This window comes from Paenibacillus sp. FSL H8-0283 (assembly GCF_045040675.1).
Lineage (GTDB): Bacteria > Bacillota > Bacilli > Paenibacillales > Paenibacillaceae > Paenibacillus > Paenibacillus amylolyticus.
On the sequence record NZ_CP150295.1, the window covers coordinates 6,085,790 to 6,111,508 of the forward strand.

At 46.5% G+C, this 25,719-nt stretch carries 23 protein-coding genes; 5 read left to right on the forward strand and 18 right to left on the reverse strand.

Going from position 1 to position 25,719, the window contains the following annotated elements; all coding sequences use genetic code 11:
• Nucleotides 1-19 precede the first annotated feature (19 nt).
• From MHI52_RS26945 to MHI52_RS26980, 8 genes are all read right to left on the reverse strand, one after another.
• Nucleotides 20-1,582 carry a glycoside hydrolase family 32 protein gene (locus MHI52_RS26945; RefSeq protein ID WP_405157968.1) on the reverse strand — a complete coding sequence of 521 codons (1,563 nt, stop codon included), beginning with the start codon at nt 1,580-1,582 and terminating at the stop codon, nt 20-22.
• A gap of 40 nt (nt 1,583-1,622) precedes the next feature.
• Nucleotides 1,623-2,450 carry a carbohydrate ABC transporter permease gene (locus tag MHI52_RS26950; protein ID WP_036607075.1) on the reverse strand — a complete coding sequence of 276 codons (828 nt, stop codon included), beginning with the start codon at nt 2,448-2,450 and terminating at the stop codon, nt 1,623-1,625.
• Entirely contained in the window at nt 2,450-3,334 is an 885-nt protein-coding gene (locus tag MHI52_RS26955) for a carbohydrate ABC transporter permease (protein WP_036606829.1), read from the reverse strand. Before MHI52_RS26955 ends, MHI52_RS26950 begins: the two co-directional genes overlap by 1 nt.
• Nucleotides 3,335-3,481: 147 nt before the next feature.
• On the reverse strand, nt 3,482-4,807 hold the full coding sequence (locus MHI52_RS26960) for an ABC transporter substrate-binding protein (RefSeq protein ID WP_405157969.1): 1,326 nt from the start codon (nt 4,805-4,807) through the stop codon (nt 3,482-3,484).
• A gap of 162 nt (nt 4,808-4,969) precedes the next feature.
• Entirely contained in the window at nt 4,970-5,950 is a 981-nt protein-coding gene (locus MHI52_RS26965) for a LacI family DNA-binding transcriptional regulator (RefSeq protein ID WP_076319690.1), read from the reverse strand.
• A 92-nt stretch (nt 5,951-6,042) separates the two neighbouring features.
• Nucleotides 6,043-6,462 carry a FixH family protein gene (locus tag MHI52_RS26970; RefSeq protein WP_405157970.1) on the reverse strand — a complete coding sequence of 140 codons (420 nt, stop codon included), beginning with the start codon at nt 6,460-6,462 and terminating at the stop codon, nt 6,043-6,045.
• Nucleotides 6,463-6,505: 43 nt separating this feature from the next.
• Complete coding sequence (locus MHI52_RS26975) at nt 6,506-6,955, reverse strand: disulfide oxidoreductase (RefSeq protein WP_047841622.1); 450 nt, start codon at nt 6,953-6,955, stop codon at nt 6,506-6,508.
• A 188-nt stretch (nt 6,956-7,143) separates the two neighbouring features.
• Entirely contained in the window at nt 7,144-8,766 is a 1,623-nt protein-coding gene (locus MHI52_RS26980; protein WP_405159428.1) for a copper amine oxidase N-terminal domain-containing protein, read from the reverse strand.
• Between the two features lie 336 nt (nt 8,767-9,102).
• On the opposite strand from MHI52_RS26980, the gene MHI52_RS26985 reads away from it, so the two are divergent.
• Together MHI52_RS26985 and MHI52_RS26990 are read left to right on the forward strand one after the other, a co-directional pair.
• Nucleotides 9,103-9,309, forward strand: a complete 207-nt coding sequence (locus tag MHI52_RS26985) for a hypothetical protein (RefSeq protein ID WP_017692174.1) — start codon at nt 9,103-9,105, stop codon at nt 9,307-9,309.
• A gap of 200 nt (nt 9,310-9,509) precedes the next feature.
• Nucleotides 9,510-10,619 (forward strand): stalk domain-containing protein, encoded by a 1,110-nt coding sequence (locus MHI52_RS26990; protein WP_405157971.1) that lies wholly within the window; start codon nt 9,510-9,512, stop codon nt 10,617-10,619.
• A 122-nt stretch (nt 10,620-10,741) separates the two neighbouring features.
• Here MHI52_RS26990 and MHI52_RS26995 read toward each other — a convergent pair whose 3' ends face one another.
• From MHI52_RS26995 to MHI52_RS27005, 3 genes are all read right to left on the reverse strand, one after another.
• Entirely contained in the window at nt 10,742-11,398 is a 657-nt protein-coding gene (locus MHI52_RS26995) for a hypothetical protein (RefSeq protein ID WP_127546645.1), read from the reverse strand.
• A 35-nt stretch (nt 11,399-11,433) separates the two neighbouring features.
• Nucleotides 11,434-12,486 carry a hypothetical protein gene (locus MHI52_RS27000; RefSeq protein ID WP_405157972.1) on the reverse strand — a complete coding sequence of 351 codons (1,053 nt, stop codon included), beginning with the start codon at nt 12,484-12,486 and terminating at the stop codon, nt 11,434-11,436.
• Between the two features lie 86 nt (nt 12,487-12,572).
• On the reverse strand, nt 12,573-14,291 hold the full coding sequence (locus MHI52_RS27005) for a DUF6138 family protein (protein WP_405157973.1): 1,719 nt from the start codon (nt 14,289-14,291) through the stop codon (nt 12,573-12,575).
• Nucleotides 14,292-14,589: 298 nt separating this feature from the next.
• Between MHI52_RS27005 and MHI52_RS27010 the strand changes: the two genes are divergently transcribed.
• The gene (locus tag MHI52_RS27010; protein ID WP_036606815.1) at nt 14,590-14,832 is read left to right on the forward strand and encodes a hypothetical protein; all 243 of its coding nucleotides are present in this window, start codon (nt 14,590-14,592) and stop codon (nt 14,830-14,832) included.
• Nucleotides 14,833-14,955: 123 nt separating this feature from the next.
• On the opposite strand, the gene MHI52_RS27015 is transcribed toward MHI52_RS27010, so the two are convergent.
• The 3 genes from MHI52_RS27015 to MHI52_RS27025 all read right to left on the reverse strand — a co-directional run bounded on the left by MHI52_RS27015 (nt 14,956) and on the right by MHI52_RS27025 (nt 20,056).
• Nucleotides 14,956-16,608: an extracellular solute-binding protein gene (locus MHI52_RS27015; RefSeq protein ID WP_405157974.1), complete on the reverse strand. Its 1,653-nt coding sequence runs from the start codon at nt 16,606-16,608 to the stop codon at nt 14,956-14,958.
• A 120-nt stretch (nt 16,609-16,728) separates the two neighbouring features.
• Nucleotides 16,729-18,321 (reverse strand): response regulator, encoded by a 1,593-nt coding sequence (locus MHI52_RS27020; RefSeq protein ID WP_405157975.1) that lies wholly within the window; start codon nt 18,319-18,321, stop codon nt 16,729-16,731.
• Nucleotides 18,296-20,056: a sensor histidine kinase gene (locus MHI52_RS27025; RefSeq protein WP_076328858.1), complete on the reverse strand. Its 1,761-nt coding sequence runs from the start codon at nt 20,054-20,056 to the stop codon at nt 18,296-18,298. Before MHI52_RS27025 ends, MHI52_RS27020 begins: the two co-directional genes overlap by 26 nt.
• Before the next feature lie 316 nt (nt 20,057-20,372).
• Between MHI52_RS27025 and MHI52_RS27030 the strand changes: the two genes are divergently transcribed.
• Both MHI52_RS27030 and MHI52_RS27035 read left to right on the forward strand, forming a co-directional pair.
• Nucleotides 20,373-21,293, forward strand: a complete 921-nt coding sequence (locus MHI52_RS27030) for a sugar ABC transporter permease (RefSeq protein WP_036668173.1) — start codon at nt 20,373-20,375, stop codon at nt 21,291-21,293.
• Between the two features lie 12 nt (nt 21,294-21,305).
• Entirely contained in the window at nt 21,306-22,184 is an 879-nt protein-coding gene (locus tag MHI52_RS27035) for a carbohydrate ABC transporter permease (RefSeq protein WP_047841631.1), read from the forward strand.
• 45 nt (nt 22,185-22,229) lie between these two features.
• Here the strand turns inward: MHI52_RS27035 and MHI52_RS27040 are convergent, their stop codons facing one another.
• From MHI52_RS27040 to MHI52_RS27055, 4 genes are all read right to left on the reverse strand, one after another.
• Nucleotides 22,230-22,421, reverse strand: coding sequence for an aspartyl-phosphate phosphatase Spo0E family protein (locus tag MHI52_RS27040; protein WP_036606805.1), 192 nt, complete (start codon nt 22,419-22,421; stop codon nt 22,230-22,232).
• Between the two features lie 247 nt (nt 22,422-22,668).
• Nucleotides 22,669-23,691 (reverse strand): hypothetical protein, encoded by a 1,023-nt coding sequence (locus MHI52_RS27045; protein ID WP_405157976.1) that lies wholly within the window; start codon nt 23,689-23,691, stop codon nt 22,669-22,671.
• A gap of 24 nt (nt 23,692-23,715) precedes the next feature.
• On the reverse strand, nt 23,716-24,714 hold the full coding sequence (locus tag MHI52_RS27050) for a hypothetical protein (protein WP_405157977.1): 999 nt from the start codon (nt 24,712-24,714) through the stop codon (nt 23,716-23,718).
• 28 nt (nt 24,715-24,742) lie between these two features.
• The gene (locus MHI52_RS27055) at nt 24,743-25,663 is read right to left on the reverse strand and encodes a YafY family protein (protein ID WP_282320175.1); all 921 of its coding nucleotides are present in this window, start codon (nt 25,661-25,663) and stop codon (nt 24,743-24,745) included.
• Nucleotides 25,664-25,719 lie beyond the last annotated feature (56 nt).

Here is a 25,719-nt window from a genome sequence, read left to right on the forward strand (position 1 = left end):
CTGTATTTTAGAAAAGATTTTATCGAGGAATTCGTAAATCCCATTTCCGAAGTTCGGTCAACGTGCACGTTCCGGACGAGAAAGCCTTAATACCTGTTGAGTTCGGCCCAGGATAGATCCGTCCTGTCATCACTTGCTCCCCCTGCTGAATGAACACCTCAATGGAGCTGACATCCATAAAGATATGAAGTTCCAGTTTCCCGTCAAGCAGTTCCACTGTTGCAGCTCGTTCTCCGCCCGGCCCTTGTCCGGCCTGCTCGCGATTCAAGCATAAACGACGCTGCTCTACATCATAGGAAATCACGGTTTCTTCATCCTCACCCGTGCGCAGCTTTAACCCAAAGTGTTGTGCCTGTTCCGCTTCGAATACAGCATACAGTTCGTAACGGTCTCCACTGATTCCAAGATCAAAATCATGTTCATCACCATTTAAATGTATACCATACTGCTCGGTGCCTTCCGACCTGTACTGTATAAGTTCGGAAAGAGGCTGGAATATCAATCGTTCTCCCCTACGAATCAATTGTCTTGGCAACGTCATCGCTCCAGCCCAGGCATGGGACTGTTGTGTCGGGATTTCCGTTTCCCACGTATCCATCCAAGCCACCATGATTCGTCGTCCCTGTGCATCCTCCATCGTCTGAGGTGCGTAAAAGTCGAAGCCACAGTCCAACGGAACGTACTGCTCGTACTTCAACACACCCTGGTCTTCATCCAGCGTTCCCATCATATAAACGGTCGAATGCAAGTTGCGATAGTTATCTCCCTGAGCAGGCATGCGTTGCGGAGACATGATCAGAATATCTCGGCCATCCAATGTGAACAGATCGGGACATTCCCAATTGTCGCCAAGCGTCCCGTCACTCTGGGCCATAATGTTGACATAACTCCAATCCAGCAAGTCCGTTGAGCGGTATAACAGAATGACACCTTTGCCCGCAGCATCATTCGATCCAAGGACGCAATAGTACACACTGTTTCGTTCAAACACTTTCGGATCACGGAAGTCCTTCGTACTCGTATGCTCCGGAATCTGATCCAGCCGAATGACCGGATTGATCGTGCTTTTGACAAAATCAATCCCATTGTCCGAGACAGCGATATTCTGTGTCTGCAAGTAATCGTTATCCTTGTCAGGTCCAGTCACGACATGTCCCGTGTACATCAGCACCAACTTGCCATCCTGCACGATTGCACTTCCGGAGAAACAACCTCCACTGTCGTAGCTCTGATCGGGCGCCAGTGCAACAGGCAGGTAAGACCACGTAACCAAATCACGGCTCACCGCATGGCCCCAGTGCATCGGCCCCCATACCGGTTCATAGGGATAATGCTGATAGAACAAATGATACATCCCACCGAAGTATATGAAGCCGTTGGGATCATTCATCCAGCCCACCTCTGGCATCAAATGATAGGCCATTCGATAGGTTGGATCAACCTGATGTCGATGCTCCTTGATATATGCGTTGGCCCGGGCGAGTGTATACCTCTCCTTTGTTTGAGCCGAAGAACTCGTCAGTCCAAGGTCTGTCTCTTGCCTTGTGTCTATTTCCTGCTTCTCGTGTCGTTCCTGGTTCATATGTCCTTCACTCCTGTCTCTCTATATCACCCGACTGAACTTATTTGATTGCCCCTTGCATGACCCCCTGAATAATGTACTTCTGCGCAAACAGATAAACGATCAGGACAGGTAGCAGGGTCAACACCAGACCAGCCATCAATGGACCGTAATCCACTGTATATGTCCCATAAAAATAAAACGTGGACAACGGCAGCGTACGCTGCTCGGATGAAGTCAGTACCAAGGATGGCAGCAAAAAATCATTCCATATCCACAATACATTCAGCACGCTAATCGTTACGGTTGTTGGCAGTAACACTGGCAGTACGATACGGAAAAAGGTCTGCACTCTGCCGCAGCCATCCATTAGAGCCGCTTCTTCAAGCTCCAGGGGAATACTTTTGATAAAGCCATGGTAGATAAATACGGCGAGCGGACTGCCAAAGCCAATATACATGTAGATCAGCGACCACTTGTTATCCAGCAGGCTGAGCGAGCCGTATATTTTAACCAGTGGAATCATAATGGCCTGGAACGGAATAATCATCGCAGCTACCATCAGGAAAAAGAGATACTGATTCACCTTGCTTTTGTGACGAACAAAGTAATGGGCTGTCATCGCCGCAAAAAGAGCAATCAGTAATACACCTGCAATGGTAATGAGCAACGAATTGCTGAATGCGGATACATATCCCATTTTGTCAAACGCATTGACGTAATTATCGAATTGAAAGGAGCTTGGCAAGCCCAGCGGATCGGAGGTAATTGCCTGGTTAGCCTTGAACGAATTGACGATTAGAAGCACAAACGGAAATACAAACAAAATCATCACAATGATTAATGCAATAAACTTCATCCAGTTGAGAATGCGCGATTGTCCAGCCATCATGCCTCGACCTCCAGTTTTTTGCTGAAATAGACCTGGAGCAATGTAATGGCGGCTACAAGGATAAACAGAACAAAGGCTTCTGCCTGACCCAATCCGTAGTCACGAGCAAGAAAGGCCTGCTCATAAACATGCATGGATACCATCTCTGTGCTCTTGAAGGGCCCGCCACTGGTCAAAGAGACGTTCAGATCATACACCATGAATCCCCGTTGCAGTGACAAAAAGATGCATACAATAAACGAAGGAACCATCAGTGGCAATACAATGCGCGCCAGCATTTTGCGATTACTTGCCCCATCAATGCTGGCTGCCTCCATAACATCCTTCGGCACATTCATCAGTCCTGCAATGTAGATAACCATCATATAACCGGCATACTGCCAAACGGTCACCACAACGAGAGCCCAGAACGCTTTATCCGGATCAGCCAACCAAGAGGTGGAGAACAGCGTGAGATTCATTTTTTGTCCTGCAAAGACGAGTACCTGATTAAAAATAAACTGCCAGATGAAACCAAGCACGATTCCGCCCACCAGATTTGGCAGGAAAAATCCAGCCCGAAACCAGCCCTGTGCCTTCATTCCCCGAGTTACAACGTAAGCGAGCAGGAAGGCAACCGCATTGGTCAGCACAACGGTAATAAATACGTACTCCAGCGTCATCCCAAATGATTTCCAGAACACGGTGTCCTTGAACACACCGATGTAATTATCCCAGCCAACAAAGTTTTGATCTATGGCAATGCCATCCCAGTTCGTAAACGTCAAATAAATACCATACAAAAATGGAATAATCATCACCGTAGCAAACGCAAATAATGTCGGGCCAGTAAAGATCAGGCGGGTGCGCAGACGTGTCCATAATCCTTTTTCGGTCAGCATTGTCAACCTCCACTCTATCCAAATGATTAGCCTGGCGGTTATACCGGAAACAAGTCGAACAGACCTCGTGTGGAAGCTGTATGTTCACCATCTCCGGCGTACCGCAAGTCTCTCTCTATGTGCTGCACAGGGCTATGATTAATTCCTTTATTTCACGTTGCTCCAGTATGCCTGAATTTCACTGGCAAGTCCGGCACGGTCAATGACGTCAGCCAAATATTTCTGCATGGATGCACCCAGTTTGGACCAGTGATCCGCAGGAAGTGTGCTCATTGATTCCTCGATTTTGCCTGCCTTGATGTATTCACTAATGGATTTGCCAAGTGGATCGGTTGGCTCCAATGTAATGTTGCTGAATGCCGGAATAATACTGGCTTGATTCACCAGGAAATCCTGACCTTTTTCGTTATAAACGATCCAGTCCAAAAATTTCTTCGCTGCTTCCTGCTGCGCTGGTGTGCTCTTTTCCTTATCCAGCAATATTCGTTTGGATACGGCAGCAGAGATTTGCGTATTACCGAAATCATCTGGATTATTGCTCACAGGTACCGGGAGGAAGCCATATTTTCCATCTGCTGTATCAAAGCTTGAAATTTGTGGCCATGCCCAGTTGCCCTGGAACCAGATACCTACCTCACCCTTGCCAAGCACTTCAGGTCCACGCTCATAGGTTCCGGACAGTGGAGAAGCCTTGTCAATATTGTAGGTTTTCATCAGATCAAATGTATCTAACAAGCCATTAAACACGGCATTGGAAGCAAGGTCCACTTGACCTGCCTTCAGATCAGTAATGAATTGATCCACCTTCGCACGGTCTGAAGACTGCCCGCCATATGCAAGCCCCAGATAATGCGCACCAAGCGACCAATCCATCGGAGATACAATCAAAGGTGATTTTCCAGTAGCAGCGATCTTTTGGAACAACTCATCAAGCTGTGCAGTGGTCTGTACAGACTTTGGATCGAATGTCCCACCTACCGCCTGATCCAAGACATTCTGGTTATAGATGAATCCATATCCTTCAATAGAGAACGGGAAGGCATAATTTTTGCCATCAAACGTTGTAGCCGCTGTACTGTTCTCCACAGCATCCTTCATCCAAAACTCGGATGTGAGATCCAGAACACGATCCTTGAATTTCTCGACATCTCCTGTATCCAGCATCATCATCGTTGTAGGGCTGCCGGAGGCATACAGAGCAGACGCTTTTTCAAACGGAGACTGTCCACTGCCTACAGGTACAATTTCGAGTGTTATATTTGGATTTTCGGCATGGAAGTCTTTAGCTGCTTGTTCCAACTGACTGTTAATTTCCGACTTGGAATTAAGCAAGGTGATTTTTACACTCTCACTGTTGCTACCCTCTGAGGAGGAGTTGGACTCCGTCGCTGCTTTACTTCCACATGCCGACAATACAAGCATCATAATCAATGACAATACCGATAATTTCATCCATCTCTGTTCTCTTTTCATCTTGTTATGGCCCCCGATCAATAGTTTAAAAGGAAACGCTTACAAATCGAATTATAATGTCAAAGGTTTGACATGTCAATCGTTTGACATACCATTCAAAAAAAATTTTTCTCGACTTCATTTCTTCGTGGCAAAAGAACGAATAGGAAAAAACGACCTGTATCAGGTCGTCTCTCTCTCCACGATGTTAACTGGCAAAATATGCTCCATTCCGATCTTCTCTTCCGCGAGCTGGCGCCGAATCAGATCAATCGCCAGCTTAGCCATGGCCTCCACCGGCTGCCTGATCGTTGTAATGCCAGGCACCGTATACGCTGCCGCACGACTGTCATCATAACCTATAATAGCAATATCGTCGGGTACCTTGCGCCCACCTAACACGATCTGCTTCAGCGCATGCACCGCCATCAGATCACTCGTTACAAAGAGCCCATCCACCTCGGGGTGTTGTGCAAGCAGCTTATCCACCAATTCCGTATACTGATGCTGATCAAACACATTCAGATCGGTTTCATGAATCATGACCGGTTTGACTCCATGAGCCTGCAATGTATCAACGAAACCTGTCGTCCGGCGATTGGACAGCATTTGCAATTCCAAATTACCGCAGATATGTGCCAAATGTCGTCTGTTCTTCGAGAGCAACAATTCAGCAGCCATAACCCCTCCCTGATAGTTATCAGATGAGATAAACGGGATGTCTTCACCGATCTTACGATCAAAGGTCACGATTGGGGAATGCAGATTCATATACTCATCAACTTCCAGTGTATGACTTCCCATAATAATGCCATCCACGCGATTACCCTTGAGCATTTCCACATATTCACGCTCTTTGGAAGGGTCCATGTGGGAATTGCATAACATAATTTTAAATCCATTCTGGTAAGCATGATACTCAACATAGCTAGCCAGTTCTCCAAAAAACGGATGGGATACATCGGGAATAATCAAGCCTATCACATTGGATTGCTTACGCAGAAGAGAACGGGCAATTTCGTTGGGTCGATAGTTCAGTTCGTCCATGGTTTGATACACTTTGTCCCGAGTCTTCTGACTGATATATCCCCGGTTGTTTAATACACGCGAGACGGTAGTTACAGAAACTCCTGCCCTGAGTGCAACATCATGAATAGTTGCCATAACAGCCTCTTTTCCTACAACATTCTTCATACCTTTAACATTATAAACCTATTGCTAAACCTGAACCAAAGCCTTGGTACCCGCCTGCTGCTTCATTCCGCTACAATTCTCGCTCTCGGCATGCTATGCATAGCTCCGTGCGTAACATGGACCTGTACCACATACGTACCTGGTTCTTCAAAGGTATGCTGGATTTCATACTGCCCTTCCTCTGCCTCCTTGGCAGTTATAGCCCCCTGATTCTCCAGTTCGTCCGCTGTCATCATACCTTGTTCCGGAGATACAGAAGGCGGATCATCAAGCTCATTCCAGATCTGGAATTGCACATGGTCAGCATGACTTAACGGTGCATCTCCCTGTGTAAGCTTCACCTGCAACCGTGTTGGTTCATGAAGAGAAGCTTTCTCTGGAACGTCAAGTTTCACTTTGATCATCTCCGGCATCTCGCCCGATTGTGACTGTTCTTCATAAGAGCATCCCACCGTCAGGAGGAGCAGAATAACGAAGGGCATGAACCAACGAACTTGTCCGCTCATCACCATCTATCCTTTCTTATTAAGAAGATTTTGGTGTTTTGCCGATACCCCACAGCATCACGATGATGATAATAAAGGCGATCAGTGCCAGTAATGGAATAGTGATGAAACCAAACCAGTTCAAATAGTCGGTATAACATGGAACCTTACCACATGCGACGGCATTACCTGTAGCCGAAAAAATACGCTGAATCGTTACATGATATAACGAAATGCCGCCACCGACGAAACTCAGTGGGAGCACGTATTTCGTGATGCCCACGTCATCCTTAAAGTAGGCAATGCCCAGCAAAATCGTTAGTGGATACATGAATATGCGCTGGTACCAGCACAGATCACATGGAAGAAAGCCCTTGATCTCACTGAAATAGAGACTCCCCCCTGTTGCGATAACGGAAACGGCCCAAGCGACAAATAACCGGGTATCCACATTTCTCGCTGGACGCTCCGATTTTGATGATGTACTCATTCCTCTGTCCCCCTCTTCATTTTGCTTATACCAAATTATCATACATCATTCTAGACTCCATCGGCTATTCAAGCTGTTATGTAGGTCATTACTCGATGATTATACCAAATATTTGAACTTTTGGGTGAATACAAAAAAGCTGCCGTATGGGGCAGCTCTTTTTGTTTTAATCTTGTTTCACTCTACTATTACATCGATTTCGTCAGCGTAATGGAGCCATCTTTTTGTGCCCATTTCACGTCCCAGTTCAGAAGTTCAGCAATGAAGCGCAGAGGCACTTGCGTACGTCCATCTTTATTTACAAATACCGTTGCACCCACGTTTTTCTTCACACCGTTCACTTCCATAACGTTGTTGTTCACCCAGAATTCAAGGGTATCATCGCCAGCCATTACCGTTACTTGTTGTGCTTTTTTGTCCCATTTCACCGTTGCACCGATACCTTCACTCAGGAAACGCAATGGAATGTATGTTGTGTTTTTCCAAAGCACTGGTGTGGTATCCATGTTGGTTGTTTTATCGTTAATTTTCAGCATTTTGCTGTTCAGTTGCATCCACACCGTTGTCATATCTGGCGCTGGTGCTGGTGTTGCTGGCTCTTGGAATTTGTCGTTGAATTGAGTCACGATGGCGTTACCCAGAGCTTGACCTACACCAAACATCACTTTGAAGCCTTCACGATTTGTTGTGTAAGAAGCATCATAGTTACCTGCTGCATATTGATTCAATACGTTTTGTACTTGATTTTCATGCGTTGTCAGCGCTTGTTGTCCTGCTGCTTTTGGCAGATTGCCAGCTGTTGCTGAATCCAGGAATGTAGCAAATTCTGTTGTAAATCCATCAATACGTTTCTCTACTGTTGCACGAGCCGCAGCATCGTTGTTTTTAACAGCTTTTACATAGTCGCTTTGTGCGTTAACGTGGTTCGTTACCCAAATTTTCTCGAAAGCATTGGCACCATCGTTACCGTAAACGGAAGCAATCGCTGCTTTGAAGTCAGCTGTGTTTCCAGCTTCAGCTGTAACCAGTGCGTTGGAAGCTGCTGTGCGTCCATCGAATTCCTCTTGCATTTGCAGAGCCGAAAGTGCAAAGTGTTCGGAAGCCAAGTGGTTAAGTGCAGATCTCAGATCAGCTGCTTTTGTATCCGCTTTGGTATTTTCGAATTTCTCAGGCATTTGTGTCGTAATTGCTGTGGAGAGTGCTTTACTTACGTCGAACATTTCTTTGAAACCTTCACGGTAAGCCTTGTATGCATCAGCGTAATCTCCAGCTACATACTCATCAAATACTTTTTGCACGAGATCTTCATGTACTTTCAGCGCCTGTTTGGCTGCTGCTTTTGGCAACTTGCCTTCGGTAGCTGTGCTCAGGAATGTGGAGAACTCATCCACGAAACCGTTGATGTTTGCTTGTGCTTGTTTGATTCCAGCCTGGTTGCCCATTTTGGTTGCTTTCACCAGATCATCTGTGTATTTGTTATGAGCGCGGAAGATGCGTTCGAATTCTTTGGCACCTGCGTCACCGTATAGGGAAGCGATTGCCGGTTGCATATCCAGTGCATTCTGGTCGAGTGCTTTGTAGGCTGCATCTGCATCTTTTGCTCCGTCATATGCTTTGGCCATTGCCGTTACTGCGAGTGCAAAGTGCTCGGACAACAGGTGGTCCAGGTTTGCTCTCAGGTCAGCCGCAGGTGTGTTCACGGATGCTTTCATCATGGTCATTGGTGTCTGTGGTGCGGCAGCTGCTCCAGCGATCCCCGGCATCAACAGTGTCATGCTAAGTACAGGTGCGATAAACTTCTTCATCTTCATTTTCATTACGTGTTCACTCCTCGATTATGTTGTGTGTATAATTTCTTTCCTCGTCGTCGTCTTCATAGGGTGTAACGCAGGGTTCTCTATTCTGGATCACTCTGTGGACAAAAAAAATTCACAGCCTTCAGTGAAGAAAGCTGCGAACGCCTGTTGTATCAAGGTTTTTTTGAATTAAAAAAATATAAAATTGTAGTGATCTTTCCGATCCAAGACCACATACATACTGTAATATAGATACTTCATTTTCCTTTATTTCTCAACTAAAGCTTACATCAAAGGTCATCCTGAAGTACAATAAGGACATAACATATTATCCGCGAAGGAGGTCCATTCATGACCTGGTTGCCTTATGTTTTAATTGTGGGTATCGCCTTGTTTGGAGGTATTGCTACCATGATCATCGGAAATTCCAAAGCCAATCAGACCAGCAACCCCGAATATGACCGCCGCACAAAGCAAAACCTAAGCAAACTTTCCTATGTATACGTTGGTGCGATTGTCCTTGGTTTTGGCGGACTAATCCTCTATCTTTTTAACTAAAATGTTTCGATTCGGCAAAGAATACGTTCAAACACGCCAAGCAACTTCAGTTTTTGTTCTACATTCTCCGTATATATACACATGTTTACAAGTTGGAGATAATTCAGAATTATTCTGGATATGTTCGGGGTTTAATATAAAGCCATAAGGGACAGCGAGCCCATTAAACAAAACTAACCCCCAACTTGAAGGAGAGATATATGATGAAAAAAAACATGAAGAAATCCGTAGCAACGATGATGGTACTGGGCATGACATTAACAGGAGCAACGGGTGTATTTGCCGGAACGCAACTGGAGAAAATCTCTGCATACCTTAACCATGGAATCAGCTTTAATGTCGATGGCGCGGCTTACTCACCAACGGATGGCAATGGCAACAAACTTGCGCCAATTACTTATAACAACTCTACTTATCTGCCCGTACGAGCGCTTGCCGATGCACTGCATGTGCCTGTATCCTATGACGGCAAAAAAGGACAGGTCATTATCGGCCAAGCAACAAGCAATCCATCAGCTTTGACAAATGTAACGTATAGCGCAGCACAAAAAGAGGCGATCCAAAAAGCTTTTGCACAATTCGATGGGTTCGAGACCGCTTATGCACCTCAGCAGATGATCGCAGGTGACACGTTCAAAAGTGTAGGTGCGGGTGGCGACGGCGTCAGTTTTGTTTTCAACCATATGAAAGTGGATGTGTCTCCAAGAGATTATTCGGACGGTTATACGAGCAAAGACGTGAAACTGTCCAATGGTGTTATTGCCAAATGGTACACACCAGATCAAACGGGCATGCTCACATTCCAACTGGATGATCGCTACGTTACCCTTAGCTCCCCGGATCATAAGCTGAGCCAAGCTCAGTTGCAACAAGTCGCTGTCTCTGTTCAAAAAGCCAACAGCAACAATGATCAAGGGATCACTGCATTTGCAGATGTGAACTATAGCAAACAACAATTGGATAACATTCGCAAAGTATTTGCGAAGTTTGACGGGTTCACAACAGCCTATGCCCCACAACATATGGTTGCTGGAGATACGTTCAAAAGCGTAGGTGCGGGTGGTGATGGTGTAAACTTTGTTTTTAATCGTATGAATGTAACGGTATCCCCTAAAGATTACTCGTTCAGCTATGATGGTAAAACGGTAAAACTGCCTAATGGCGTATCAGCCAAATGGTATACACCAGACCAAACGGATATGCTCACATTCAAGCTGGATGATCGTTATGTAACAGTCAGCTCGCCGAATAACCAATTGACTCACACTCAACTGGAGCAAATGGCGGTATCTGTACAAAAAGTAAAATAAACAAAAATAAACACACATCATTTCGGTCCCACTCTATGAGTTGGGGCTGATTTGATGTGTGTTTTGTATGCTCAAGCTCTGCTACAAAGATCTCTTCCTGTTCTTCTGTCCCTAATCTGCAATTAACTCTCTGCCTTATTAATGACCTGGCGAAGCCAGTAATACCGATGCAAGTCCATGATAAAATGAAATACCACAAAAGCCAGCATAATGTATACACACATTAGCACAACAGCCACAGTCTGCTGTGTAACAAAGGCCAGTGAAATATTGGCCAGAAGATATGCTCCGCCCGTAATCATCGTAATTGTGGCAACAGGCACACCCGTGCTTTTATCCCCTTTTTTACGCTGAGGGGGCTGCTTAAGCTTACGCAAATGAAACTTCACGTACTGGAACAAGGCAAAACCATATACCACAAATGATCCAATGGCGTACCAAGGTGTAGATAGACCAAGTATCCCGTAGGCAAACTTCTGTATAATCACCATAAATCCCACAGAACAAACAATGCCAAATACGCCTCGGAACAATACATAATTCAGTTGGAGTCTGCGTGGGGCAGCAATCAGGGCAAACGCCCATATATTCATAAAGGCTAGCGGTGGCAAGAGAATATACGCATACAGCGATTGGAACGGGACACTGAACACGGGAATAAGCAGAAATACGTTAAGAAAAAACAGGACAAGTATGCCTGCACTCAGCCGAATACCATCTACTGCATAGATGACATAAGGTGAATCCTCATACGGATTTGAACGTTTATTGTTCGCCATTATAACTCTTCCTTGATAGATACGTTTCGTCATGACTACAATGCCAGTTCAGCCAAACGAACAACCCTGCGATAGACCATCGCATCCATCAAATCCTCCCAGTCAAGTTCACTTGCATTAACGTCTCGATAATAGACCGCAGCAGCAGGCAAGAAACCAACCAGCGGCCCTGTTCCACCACATATCAGGCTCCCGCCGTCTCCGCCTTTGGGCATCACATCCCCAGACGAATCGAGCGTAAGCTCATACTTGTAGGGATCACCAGCAAATTGCACCCCGAAGAAATTTGGCATTTCCAGATCATAAGGACAATCATCCTTTTCTTCAACCCGTGAAGAGGCCGTCTCTGCCGATCCATCCACAATCTCATCCACGCCTTCCAGACTTCCAAAGTGCTTCAATCTCATCGTATAGTCGAAGCTGTCACCCCAGGGAAATAACGTGCGACAACCACCGCCATAGATATACTCCCATTCGTCTTCGGTCAGCAAACCAAAGCCCGCCGCGGCTTCCTCCCTCACAACGTCTTCCAACTCTATTCCTTCGTTGAACCACAGGATTCGGACTTCATTCTCACTTTGGCGAATCAGACGAAACTGTTGATGCAGTTCATATTCACGGATCTCCGACTGCTTAAACTGCTCCAGTGCTGAAGGGAAATCAGGATTTTCCTGTGCAAATGCTTCCTCCTTGGACACTTCAATCCAGCCAAGTGAGATCAGTTCACATTCAACAAGCATCGGCGCAATGTTGACCGTTCTTACAGGTGACATTTGACTCGCTAGAAACGAATCCACGTCCTCCACACCATACTCACTGACCGTTTCATGCAGGTCGGCTGAGGTCTCTTCGTTCATACCATGCTGCCAACGATCCCAGCCGAGTGTTACTTGATCCCCAGGCACAAACACAAATCTCAGCCCATCCTCCGTAAATACACCTGTCTCCATCCGCTGACCGAATCGTTCAAATGTCTCGAGACCCTCATATACCATACCGTCTGGTAACTGACGAACAAGCTTACGCATCCAAGCCTCTTTGTCCTGAGCATTCAACGCCTGCCACATGTCTCGTCTCAATGCCTCCACAACTTCCCCCACCTTTCCTTATGCACTTTCACTTCACTAAAATACTTTACTAGCGAAGCACAATCTTACTTGTGTTGTTTACATTTTTATTTCTCTGCGGCCTGCAAAAGCTCCATCAATAATTCCTTCCGTCTTCCTTCGACCTTGCGAGCAAGCGTTGAGAGCTTCTCCACTTTGCCAAAGATCGGATAGAGTACACGTTCCGCTTCATAATGCTCAAGTTTTTGAATCTGTCTAACCAGCAGTTCGAGTATTTCCTCATTCTCCAGCTCGGGCTGAATCTTCAGCTTCAGACTATCGGTCGAACGACGCAAGCTGGCGACTAACGCAGGTATGGATTGAGCCGTTACACCCTGTTTTTCCACAAATGCCGCAATGAACTTATCCTGAATCAACTGATGCTCATCATCCACTTCACCCATGTAATATTCAACCAACGGGAAATACTGCTCATCCACAAGCCCCAGTCCAAAGGTTGCATAACTGCCCGGCATACAGCTTTTCTCTCCCTCGGTATCCTCGTAGAACTCAAACTCTTGGATAGCCTCACGCGCATACTCTTCCAGGAGTGGATGCAGCTCCGGGTACTCCAGTGCATTGGCAAAGAATCGGTGGGTATCCGACTTCGCAAGTCCTTTGATCGGCAAATACTGCTTTACGCTGGACTTGAGCTTGATCTTATAACCTTTCGGAAAGCCCTGTTTCAATAAATGAGTGATAAAGGTAAGTGCCTGTTGATAGGCACCAGCCTCTTCCTTACGAATGTGAATGGTCATCAGAGCAAATACATCATTTGCTTTGCATTCCACTTCTTCCGTTTTCACATGAATATCGTCCTTCGCATACGTTCCGCTACCTTCTGTCATCATACGTGCCGCACGTTTGCTACCGAGTTGCTTCGCGAGCTCCAGAAAAGTCACACCTTTGGGTTTACTATAACTCGGCTCAAAACGTAGAATCATGACCGCCGCGTATAATAGCAGATCGATTGGTTGAGTTTCGGATGTTTGCGCCTTCCCAGGCTCGTCCAAATGTTGGCCTTCCTGTGTCTCAACGTTCGACTCCAGTGTTGCTCCGGGCTTTAGTGAATATTCATTGGTACGATAAGGCGAAGACTGAACATCATAATACTGTGGCAAAAACTGATTCTCCGCCCATGCCGTCACTGCACGAGTAATCTCACCACGATGTTCCGCAAGTGCCTCCGGACGACCCTGATTCAACTCTTGAATCCGGTCATACTGCCCGATCGTCCATGCTACATCCAACTCCGGGAACAGCTTTGGATCGAGCAGATGACTCGTCAAAAAGAAGGATTCCAATGGCTTCGTTGGATATGTACTGTTCTCCAGCCTCTTGTCTACATAGGTATGAATACGCTCAAGGAGCAGCTTTCTTTTCTCTTCGTTGATCCATTCCAATAAAGTCAGTTGCAGCTTGCCTTCGGTTGTTGGGAATTTCCCTCGCAAGGTGAAGCGGTAGTCAATCAACGGAGTATCTGCCAGCTTGTCCAATCTTCCCTGAACAACCTCTACAAGCTTAGGCCCGATCTCGTTCCGTACCTGTTCCTCGGTAAAGGCTCCTGCCTGCTTTGATTTCACATCATCATCATCCAAACCCAGATCCAGGCTGTCTACCGTGGTCCGTCCAGGTTTGTAATCCAGTACAATATCATTAAAAATACCCATTTGCAGCGTGGTTCGCTTCACAACACTTTCCAAGTCATCCCGCTTTTCCTGTTCATCAAACCATTCATGGATCGTCGTAATCATCTCTTCCATCGCCTGATCATAAAGTGTACTCATCTGATCTCCTGCCTTCCCATGCATCTTATGATGTTCATCAACCACACTTGAACCTCTATGAATCCCGGATTAATCCGGGGCATCTATGTTATAAATACGTATTGATGTTCGTATATTACCTATTATTTTACTCTCTCAAGTACACCCGGAACAATAAGGCTTATGCACGGTTGTTTGCTGGTCAAAGAGATCTACGGATTCCTTTTTTTTCATAACTATGTACGCTCTCGGTATGCCCTCGCTATCATCATCCCCACGTTGTATAATCATTGTATTCCTTTTCAGGAGGTCTGACTAAATGAGCTACAGCAAATACTTCCCCTTGGAAAACTATTTGAATCAAGTTTCAATCACCCTTACATATGCAGAGCTTGAGGAGATTCTTGGATTTACGTTACCCCCTACAGCGTATAATCGCGAACAATGGTGGGTGAATAATTCCAATAATCATACACAGGCACTATCCTGGTTAAATGCCGGATGGAAGGTTGAGAATGTGATTCTAGGAAAACAAGTAACTTTTGTCCGCTGCGAGTCATAATCGATCTGTACGATATAGATTAATAGTTATAACTCCAAAGGTTCTATTTTTCCATAAATGTTATTCGAGACAAAAAAAGCAGGGTAGACTGATGAATTCATCAGTTCTCCCCTGCTTTTTAAATTAATTGACTGTCTTATACCACTCGTTCACTTCGGCGGTAATATCATCCCCGCCCATGGATTTCCACTTTGTCACAAACGCATCAAATTCCTCAATGCCTACCTGACCATAGATGATCTTGCTGAACGTATCTTTCTCCAACTTGTCGATTGCGTCCTTCTTCATTTTCATCGTCTCGGTTGGTGCCCCGGTGAACTTATTCTTAATGGCGTTATCTTTATTCGCAACGACCACCTCAGCGGCTACAAATACTTCCGGTTTGTTGGCAATCTTCGTATTTTTCTCAAAAGGAGTCTCCGGTTCTTTGCCCTTCGCAAGTTCCGCCAGCGTATCCATCATGAGATTCGGAATCCGTGCACCATCATACGTAATCGTATATTTGAGTGGTGATACGCCGTCCTTCACTTCAGCTTCACCAACGACTTTGCCATCCACGATGTCATAATCATATCCTTGTGCGAAGCCATGTTCGAACTCGCTGCCCACTTCCGGATTAGCAAAGTTGTCGAACAGATAATTTTGGTACGTGAAGAAAATCTCCGGGTTCGCCATGTCTTTGTTAATCAGTACAACGCCGTTACTTGCACCAGAACCATGCTGGTGGCTCTCACCTGTTGGTCCTGTAGGTAAAGCAATGGCCTTGTACGTGGCACCGTCCACATTTTTCTTCACATCATCAATCGGCCAGTTTGGCATCCAGTGTGGTCCCACGATAATGCCTGCTTTACCTGCGGTGAACAATTCTGCTGCCTTGATCTCGTCATAGACGCCTGCTTCTTTGGGCAGGTAACCTTTGGACAACCAATCTTTCATCGTAGCAAGCCCATCCTTCACACCTGGCTGAATGGAGCCATATTGCAGTGTTCCGTCTCCGGCATCATTCCACTGTCCAGGCATCGTGTTGTACATGCCGAAGATCCAGCCGGATTCCGTCATCCAGGTATTGAGCGCATTTTTCATGCCCACGGTCAGACCATACGTATCTTTCTTGCCGTTCCCATCCGGGTCTTGATTTGTAAAAGCATCCATGACCGTAACCAGCTCATCCATGGTTTTTGGTTCTTCCAGTCCCAGCTTCTTCAGCCAGTCTTCCCGGATAAACATGACCGAATCGCCGTTGTAGGCATAATCGAAGATTGGAATGCCATAACGCTCGCCCTCATACATGTATGGATACCATTCCTCGGATGCTGATTCGGATGCCTGTTTCCATGTGTCCGAAGCGTATTTGTCAAACAACTCGCCTGCATTGGCAAATTTGCCGGACTCAATTAATTCCCGGACCAGATTGTAGTCTCCCCGAATGGAGACGATATCCGGCAGTTCTTCGTTAGCGGACAGGGACAAGCGTAATTTCGTGTAAAATGCATCATTGGTCACCGATACAGCCCATGGCGTAGTCAGATCGATGCCAAGCCGTTCCTTGGCCCATTTGGTATGCACATTGTTCTGGGCTGTTTCCCCGTTCTTGAATTTCGTATCATCATTCCAGGCCCGCAAATAACTCATCTGTACCGCCGGTTCATACTTCCCATCTTGCAGAGCAAGTGGTGCAGCGGCTTCCTTCGCCGGTTCTTCCTTGGCCCCCGAACTACATGCTGTTACAGCAACCATCGTGATTGCGAGCAATGCCGTCATCATTTTTCTATACATGAACTAACCCCTCCTCAGGTAACTTGGATACCCTTATGTGCCAAATGCACCTTACATGAAAAGGATAGTGCAGCCGGGGAGGCAAACATATATCACAATTTCAATGTTCATATCGATTTGTTAACCGTTCCGAAAATCCTGCGGGGTCAGTCCGTAATGTTTGCGGAACACCTGAATGAAATAAGGTGTATTATTGTACCCCACTTCCTGACCGACTTCATAGATCTTCATCGCCGTATGCTTCAGCAAATGAACCGCACGTTCCATTCTGGAACGGATAATATAATCACTAATGCCTTCACCTGTGGATTGTTTGTACATTTTCGACAGATATACGGGGTGCAGATGCACCTCTCCTGCAATGACTTGTAACGATAAATCCTCGCCAAGATGATGGTCAATCCATTGCTGTACCTGCCGAATCAGCGTTGATCCGGCATCCTGTCCCGCATCGCTTGTGCTCTCTGCCCACTGCTGCATTACAGACCGAGTCCACGTTTCCAGACTACGCAGCGAGATGCCATAACCATCCTTGAGCAGCTGCTGGTATTGCTCGCCAAGCACTTCGGCTAACTGTCTTCCTTCCCGATGAGCCATATAGGAGAATGCTGCCGCCAGATAATGAAATGCCACATACACATGCTCCGGGAACACACTGTTCGACAGTTCGGCAAAGATCTGATCAATCTTGCGGTGTGCATCCTCCATGCGCCCGGCTTCCAGTAATGTCGTCAGACCCGGTGGTTCATACAGCGCTGCAAGAGACTTCAACGTGGCCCCATTGGTTCCTGCCGCCGCATTCAGATGTAATCCTTTGCCCGCCTCGGCCTGCTTGCGAAGTGCACTCACAGCTTGATGATATAGCTGCGGCACCTGATCTGGGAAACGCCCAATACGACTAACGGACAGGGAAATGGTCGCGTTCAGATACTGCCTCACACTGTGGATCAACCGCTCTCCAAGTCGGCCCATTAACATTTCTGGTTCGGCCTGAGTTTGTTTGGGACTGGCCATGAAGACCAGATCATCATAGGCATCATCCGTATGGCAGAGATGATAGGTACTGCCGCAGATCTCTTCCACTACATTCGAGATGGCATACTTCATCAGTCGAAACGCTTTATGTGTAGGTTGATGGTCATCATACCGGATGAGCAACAGTTGCATTTTATCCTGTGGACGGAACCCGATCTCCAATTGCTCCAGCTTGCCTTCGAGTTCAGCATCCGCAAATTTATGCCCTAACAATACATCCTTCATCAGCTCCGCTCGCTTCTCAGGCAAATGTTCCCTTACCGAATACATGGCCCGCTGATGCAGCAATTGTTTCTCACCCTCCAGGCGAATCTGCACTACAGCCTGTTGCACGGATTCGATCAGTTCCTCGTCCCGGACCGGCTTGAGCAGATAACTGACTGTCCCATGTTTGAGTGCCTGCTTCGCATAATCGAAGGAAGCATGCCCCGATAAAATAATACATTTTGTCTGTTCCCACTTTTGGCGGATGTGACTGACCAGATCCAGACCGGACATACCCGGCATACGGATATCCGTGATAATAATATGGACCTGATGTGATGCCATATGTTCCAAGGCTTCTTTGACAGAATAGGCTTTGAATACCTGACCAATCCCGTGTTCTCTCCACGGTATCGAGACAGCGATCGACTCTACTGCTGAATGTTCATCATCCACGACCATCAGATTCATCATGCGGTTGTTCCTCCTCAAACCATCGAATTTCTACACTAAGTCCACCATAGGGAATCGCTCCAAAATGAAGCCCCGACGACAGCCCATATCGCGTAACGAGACGCTGGTGCACATTCCACGTGCCTGTTCCAATCTCCTCACCCATCGGTTCATTGATCTCCCGTTCCAATTCCGCAATCTCTTCCGCTGTCAGCGTGACACCGTCATTGTCTACAAACAGGCTATATCTTGTATATTTCCGACCCTCAATATGTTCGGGTACCGCCATCCCCGTTACGACGACATGCCCACTGCCCTCCATCGGCTCAATGCCATGGATCACCGCATTCTCTACGATGGGTTGAATGAGCAGTCGCGGAATGTGAAGCAACATCAGTTGCTGCGGTACGGCAATCTCGTAGGTCAGCCGGTTGGTCCGCATCTGTTGAATGGACAAATAATGGTCCAGCAGCCGGATTTCTTCCTCTACTGTCGTCATATCATTCTCGCCCCGCGTAATGTAGCGATAGTAGTCTCCCAGACTTAGCGACATGGCAATAACCGCTTCCCGGTTGCCAAGCTGGGTCATATTTTTGATATAAAACAGGCAGTTGTAAAGGAAATGCGGATTGATCTGTGACTGTAGATGTTTCAATGTGGCTTCCCTTGAACGGATACGTTCCTCGTATACCTTCTCGATCAGTTCCTGAATCTGCTCTGCCATATGGTTGAAGCTCTGGGTGAGATACGCGAATTCATCCCGAGAGTGATCGACCGGAATCCGTGTGGACAACTGGCCTTTGCGAATCTGTTGCAGCCCTCTCATCAAACGATGGATGGGCACCTGAACTTTTCGATACAAAAGCAGTGCGGCCCCGATACTCAGCACGAGCAGTAACAGAATGGAGGTAATAAACATATTTCGGCTCTTGTCCATTGGGGTCAGCAAATCATCTAATACCACAGGGTTCACGTATACCGCTTGCAGTTGTTTGGAGTGCACGTAACTGACCAGATATTGTTTACCGCCCACCTCCAATTGATGATTGCCTTCCCTCTCCGGCCCGTTAAAAGGCATATCACGCATGATCGCTTCGACCAGTTCGGGGTCCGCCGTACGGTTCAGCAACGGATCGTTACCTGGTACCAGCAAGAAGGGATCTCCTCCCTGCGTTTCTTTAAAATCATCCAACATGGCAACCACGTTCATCGGGTCAAAATTAATCTCCATCACCGTTCGCACGCCTGTATTCATCGGTTTTTCATTCCACTCGTAGTTATCCGTGAAAAAGTAGGTGAAACTCCCCTTCTCCAGCTGCCATTGGCCAGGTTGCGGGAACGTCAACATCTTCTCATCGTAGACCGTCCGGCTGGACATGGTGGATAACACAAGTTCCGCTTGTGGCAGGACAATGGTAATATCGTTCTTCCAGCGGCTGGTGGACTGGTACAACGATAATTTGTCGAGAATATCCAGATAGATACTGTTCTTCTCATATTGGCTGGTGGAGTCCGTCATGTAACGGTAATGCAGGATACTCGGATCTCGCAGCAATGTCAGGCCATACAGCGAGAGCTGCTCGATATTTTTATCCACCTGCGAACTGAAATAATTGAACTGGTTCAGACTCGACTGTTGTTTCTCTTCAACGACCATGTCCACATTTGCCTGGTTCGCGTATGTATACAGCAGCAGAATGGGTACGAGCAGGCAGATTAAGAGAATGACCGTCTTCGCAAATACTGTGAATTTCATCGTTTCACCCTGTCCCTAAATTTGGAGTCGTTCTACACCGAAGTCCTATTTTATATTGAAAGCCCTTACAATTCTATATGATTTTTTGTTCTCCCGTTTTCCTGTGACTTGAAGACCTCTATTCCCATCAACAAGTTAATATTTCAACATCCGCATTGAAATGTTGTTCTATAGTCCGCCCTTTTCCGTTGCTATAATTCAGTTGCTCCACTCTGTAGAGAGGCTTACTCGCCTCACTTTCAGGGCTGGACGAGATAAAGGAGGGACCCTGATGGCTATAGAACAACCGTTAACAACCAATACGCCGGTGCGAAAAATGACACCCCATCCACGCAAACGTACCCGCTGGAATTTCAAACGCACATGGCCGTTGCATCTGATGCTGCTGCCTGCTGTACTGCTCACTTTACTGTTCGCCTATGTGCCCATGGGCGGCATTATTATTGCTTTTCAAGATTTCAAACCGTGGCTGGGATTCACTGGATCCAAATGGGTGGGCTGGGACAACTTCCGGTTCATGTTCGAATATCCCGACAGCGTTCAGGTCATCTGGAACACGGTGCTGATTGCTTCGATGAAAATTGTGGCCGGACTTGTGGCCCCCGTGGTGTTCGCCATTTTGCTGAATGAGGTTCGGAACTCTACGTTCAAACGTTTCTCACAGACCTTGGTGTATCTGCCCCATTTCCTGTCCTGGGTTGTCCTGGGCGGCATTCTGCTCGATATGTTATCACCGGAAGGTGGACTGGTAAACCAGGTGTTAGCGGCGGCTGGCGTTGAACCGATCTTCTTTCTGGGGGATGGCGACTGGTTCCGTGTAACGGTAGTTGTCAGTGATGTGTGGAAGGAGTTTGGATTCGGGACAATTGTATTTCTGGCAGCACTTGCGGGTATTAATCCCGCATTGTATGAGGCTTCCGAGGTGGATGGGGCAACACGACTTAGACAGACATTGCACATTACCCTGCCTGCACTCGTGCCGATGATTATCGTGGTAGGTACGTTATCGCTGGGCAATATCCTGAATGCAGGCTTTGACCAGATCTTCAACCTGTACAATCCGCTGGTATATGAGAAAGGCGATATTATCGATACCTTTGTCTACCGGATGGGAATTCTGAATGGCAAAATGAGCTTTGCGACCGCCGTTGGACTATTCAAATCATTTGTCGCGATGTTTCTGGTCATCTCTGCGTACCGGATGGCGTACAAAATCGCCAATTACCGTATTTTTTGAGGAGGAATCAAGGTGTATCACAAAACAACCGGGTACCGTATATTCAATGGTTTCAACCTGATATTCATCGCGGCCGTCTCAATTCTGTGCATCCTGCCGCTGGTCCATATTCTGGCGGTTTCCTTCAGTGGTAAAGCGGCAGCATCCGCCAATCTGGTGACACTTTGGCCCATTGATTTTACGGTGGACGCCTACACCAAAACATTTGGTAACAGTAACTTTCTCAGTGCACTCTGGATTTCAGTCCAGCGTACTGTTCTGGGAACACTGCTCAGTATGACACTTGTCTTCCTGACGGCTTATCCGTTATCCAAGGAGAGTCTGCACTTTAAAGGACGTTCGTTATATGCGTGGTTTTTCATCTTCACGATGCTGTTCAGCGGGGGATTGATTCCGTCCTATATTTTGATCCAGAAGCTTGGATTGATGAATACGATGTGGGCTCTCATTTTGCCGGGAGCGGTGGCTGTCTGGAACCTGATTCTCATGATGAACTTTTTCCGCAACGTGCCAAAAGAGCTGGAAGAAGCCGCATTCATTGATGGAGCCAACCATATCACAACTCTGTTCAAAATCTATCTGCCTGTTTCCATGCCCGCCATTGCCACGATCTCCTTATTCACCATGGTAGGTCAATGGAATTCCTGGTTTGACGGTTTGATCTATATGAATGATGCTTCCAAATATCCACTCGCCACGTTAATGCAGACCATAATTGTACAGCAAGATTTCTCCAACATGAACGTGGATGCAACGCAACTCCAGAACATGTCTCAACGTACGGTGAACGCGGCTCAGATCTTTATTGGGGCTCTGCCGATTCTGCTCGTATATCCGTTCTTGCAGCGTTTCTTCGTAAAGGGGATTGTGCTCGGGGCGGTAAAAGAGTAAGGCAAACACACGAAATTCCTTCTTGGAATTCTTTGTTCAGAAAGATCATGATTTCAGTTGATTCGAGATCGTTCTCCCGCGAGTTGCATTGTTATATTCATTAATTAACTCATCCAGCACCATGGATTGGCGAATAACCTCCGGATGCCATAGTTCCGGGTATTGAGCTGCAATCTGGTAGAGCCTTTGCCGTGCATGTTCGATACATTCCTGAATGGTTTCCGGATTATGTACCATACTCCCGCCCCCTGTTGTCCTTGAATATCATCATCCAAAAAAGACCATCTAATATAATATTCGGAACAAGAAGGGATTTGGATTACCCCAAAATTAAAATTTTGGTTATTTTTTCTTGTAAAAATTATGATTAGCGTGGATCACATGAGTTGATGTGTATATATGTTCAATACAAATAAACCGGATCGGCTGCACCTGTCCGGTTTTATTCCTGCTGAGTTCTTCAATTTCCTCTATCATGCTCCAATTATCTTAATCCAACATCCTTAAAACGATTACCTATCGTCTCTGGAAAGGCACGTTTAATGGCATCAATGGCACGTTTTTCCGTAGCCCCTGCCTTCCATATAAGCTCAATTACCCTTTGCACACATTCCGGTTCTCTCGAATCCCAAGAGATGGCGTTGTCTATTTCCTCAATGATCATTGTGTACAGGTTTGCGAGTAGCTCATACTCGTCTATGACCTGGTCCATTTGAATGGACAGATGCTTAAGACCTGCAACATAAGAGGCAATATCCAATCTTGATTTGGCATAATAGCGAAGTACAGTTGCCGCTTGTTCAGCGTCATATGTTCCTGACTGCAAAGCAGCAGCAATAGCGGCATACGCAGCCGCTCCACAGGCGTAATCTTGGGGCGGCAGCATATAGTCATGGGTTTCCCATTTGTACACGGCCTGGATTAACGATTCCTTGCAGACTTCCCATAAATCGATAGGTGCACAGTCTTCCAGAACCTGATAATACCAGTAGGGTGTACTGTTCCTACCAAACGAATCATAGGGCAGACGAATGATTTCATCACCTTGACTTTCACAGATGAATAAGACCCGTTCCACATCATCATATCCAGTAACAATGACAAATTGATCGTGCCAGAGAATCGCACCTACGCCCCGGTCAATGGAAGCTTTGATATCCAGCAGAGCCTGCTTCTGATAGAGCGGAAAAGTCGGTTCAAATGAAAATCCACCATGTTGTCCCGTTGTCACACCAATGAAGTCTGCTGCGACAAAGTTCTCTGCCATCCAATTGTATGCGGAGATTGACTCTGACGTCAGACGCCGATCCACCACTAATCGGAATGCACTTGCTGTCATACCTGCAATCATGTGGTGTGGGAAAACCGTCCACTGTTTATGTAATAAAATGCGAAACAACGCATCTGTATATGCGCTCACACCGCTCCATGATCTATATTCATCAGCAAAACTCGCAGCTTGCGGGGATTGAAGCCAGTCCTGCAATACTACTTTTGTCGCCATCATCCTTCACTCCCTTCCCCTCTCATCCTATCGTGCGGAATGTGCTCCCCACCGTGGTATAGTGGACCTTTTACGGTCAGGATACTTCCTGGATATCACTCGAAAATAATCAATGGCCTGCTCTTCCAGTGCTTTCGCCTTCACGAGTACTTGTGCTAAATCTTCTGTGGTGTCTGGTCGCAAGGCACGTCTATTCTCCTGCTGAACCATATATCCTTTCATTTGGTCAATTAACGTCCCAAGTTGTTCATAACATGCACAAGCCTGGTCCAGTTCGTTCCATATCCCTCGAACACCCTGCAAATACATCCTTATTTCGGTTCGCGAATGGCAGAAGGATTCCAAAATATAACCTGCACCGGTTTCATCGAAATCCCCACTCCGCAGGGCCTCCACCCACACATCATATGCCTTTCTACCTGAAGTAATATTCTGATCAGGTAACAGACGATAGGGAATATCCCAATCCTCAATCGCCAGTCGCAGGGATTCCAGCAGCATCTGCTGTTCAGGGATGCGGACCTGATCACCAAACACCTGACAATACCAAAATCCAGTAAAATTCAAGCCGAAATTGTCATACAACAAAATCTGCGGTTCCTTGCTCCATCCGTCTTGCACATAAAAGATGCGGTCACTGTCATCATATCCATGAATAACACCGAACTCAGGAATCCAGTAAATTACACCCGTGCCTTCATCAATACTCCGTCTCACCCAATTCACTGCATCCTGCTGATAATAACCGAACGTGGAATGACGTGTACGTCCCCCATCCCAGATCGTGAATATCCCCAGGTTATCAACTCCGGGACGATGCGCTTCCCCCCATTGTCCATACGCTGTAACCGACATGGGAAGTAGTCTGCGATGTACCGACAGCTTGAAAGCCATGCCCGTATATCCGGCAAGTACAACCTTGGAACCTTGAAACTGGCCTGTATGGGTTAGTATCGCATGCAGACTATCCACGTACGATTTGGACTCCCGCTTCATGATGAGGTTATCTAAAATGTTCTCAGCCAAGGATGGATCTTCTCCTCTCTACACTGGTTTATTCCACGTTTTGCTTACCTTGTATCGCGAGCCTGTCAATTAATCCTTCTGCGCTTTGCTGAAGCTTGCGTCTAAGCCACCCAGGAGACAAAAGTTCCTCCCATTCACTAACAAACAAATGCTGTAAGAAAGCGTCCGTGTCATAAAATTCAATTGAATAAATCTGATCTTGCCTAGCCCGAATACGATACCCTTCCCATAGGTCCATTTGCTGCAATTCCTTCAAGCGAATCTCAGCTACAAACGGTTTACGCACAGGCAGTGTTTCTTCCCATCCACTTAGGAGAGCATCTGACTTGTACTCAAATCTCTCATTCAAGATCGATACATGAACAATGCCCTCCAAGCGAATGGCCACTTGCTGTACAGGGTCTGCTTCATAACCCACCACGTAATCGGCGTTAAACTGGGATATCATCTTTAATGGACACAAGGAAAACTGTCGTTCTCCATCGTGATCCCTGTAATGAATATGTACTCTGCGCAAGTCAGTTATGGCGTGGGACAACAATTCAAAGAATTGCAGTTGCTTCGGTTGCGCCGAAAATACTGGGAGCTCACTACTTCCCATCTGTTGTTCCTCCAACGTAAAACGCTCCAGCAAATGTGCTACACGTTTCACCGCGTCCGATTGATCATAATCGTAATGCCGGTAACGATGCGCCAGATATTTCAGCACACGCTGCTCTTCTTCGGTCATATACAAATGGGGCAATCGAAAAGTCTGATCCTCATAACAATAGCCCCGATATTTTGCCATATACACCAAAGGGGCTCGCAAGGAACTTGCCATATATTCAATATCACGCTGAGCCTGACGACGGGAGATTTCAAATTCACGGGCAAGCCAGCTGCTATTCGGAAAACGTCCACCCCGAATCTGTTCGTCAAACCAGTGAATCCGATGCATGTTACTCATCTTCCCGCCCCCATCTCATCCATTCCTAATATATTCGATTATATCAAAAGACATGG

Coding starts and splice junctions, on each gene's coding strand:
- MHI52_RS27025 (WP_076328858.1), bottom strand. CDS start 20,056: ATGAAATTCACAGTATTTGCGAAGACGGTCATTCTCTTAATCTGCCTG.
- MHI52_RS27055 (WP_282320175.1), bottom strand. CDS start 25,663: ATGAGTAACATGCATCGGATTCACTGGTTTGACGAACAGATTCGGGGT.
- MHI52_RS27030 (WP_036668173.1), top strand. CDS start 20,373: ATGACACCCCATCCACGCAAACGTACCCGCTGGAATTTCAAACGCACA.
- MHI52_RS27020 (WP_405157975.1), bottom strand. CDS start 18,321: ATGATGAATCTGATGGTCGTGGATGATGAACATTCAGCAGTAGAGTCG.
- MHI52_RS26975 (WP_047841622.1), bottom strand. CDS start 6,955: ATGAGTACATCATCAAAATCGGAGCGTCCAGCGAGAAATGTGGATACC.
- MHI52_RS26950 (WP_036607075.1), bottom strand. CDS start 2,450: ATGGCTGGACAATCGCGCATTCTCAACTGGATGAAGTTTATTGCATTA.
- MHI52_RS26990 (WP_405157971.1), top strand. CDS start 9,510: ATGATGAAAAAAAACATGAAGAAATCCGTAGCAACGATGATGGTACTG.
- MHI52_RS27040 (WP_036606805.1), bottom strand. CDS start 22,421: ATGGTACATAATCCGGAAACCATTCAGGAATGTATCGAACATGCACGG.
- MHI52_RS26955 (WP_036606829.1), bottom strand. CDS start 3,334: ATGCTGACCGAAAAAGGATTATGGACACGTCTGCGCACCCGCCTGATC.
- MHI52_RS27010 (WP_036606815.1), top strand. CDS start 14,590: ATGAGCTACAGCAAATACTTCCCCTTGGAAAACTATTTGAATCAAGTT.
- MHI52_RS26970 (WP_405157970.1), bottom strand. CDS start 6,462: ATGCCCTTCGTTATTCTGCTCCTCCTGACGGTGGGATGCTCTTATGAA.
- MHI52_RS26985 (WP_017692174.1), top strand. CDS start 9,103: ATGACCTGGTTGCCTTATGTTTTAATTGTGGGTATCGCCTTGTTTGGA.
- MHI52_RS26965 (WP_076319690.1), bottom strand. CDS start 5,950: ATGGCAACTATTCATGATGTTGCACTCAGGGCAGGAGTTTCTGTAACT.
- MHI52_RS27045 (WP_405157976.1), bottom strand. CDS start 23,691: ATGATGGCGACAAAAGTAGTATTGCAGGACTGGCTTCAATCCCCGCAA.
- MHI52_RS26980 (WP_405159428.1), bottom strand. CDS start 8,766: ATGAAGATGAAGAAGTTTATCGCACCTGTACTTAGCATGACACTGTTG.
- MHI52_RS27015 (WP_405157974.1), bottom strand. CDS start 16,608: ATGTATAGAAAAATGATGACGGCATTGCTCGCAATCACGATGGTTGCT.
- MHI52_RS27005 (WP_405157973.1), bottom strand. CDS start 14,291: ATGAGTACACTTTATGATCAGGCGATGGAAGAGATGATTACGACGATC.
- MHI52_RS26945 (WP_405157968.1), bottom strand. CDS start 1,582: ATGAACCAGGAACGACACGAGAAGCAGGAAATAGACACAAGGCAAGAG.
- MHI52_RS26995 (WP_127546645.1), bottom strand. CDS start 11,398: ATGGCGAACAATAAACGTTCAAATCCGTATGAGGATTCACCTTATGTC.
- MHI52_RS26960 (WP_405157969.1), bottom strand. CDS start 4,807: ATGAAAAGAGAACAGAGATGGATGAAATTATCGGTATTGTCATTGATT.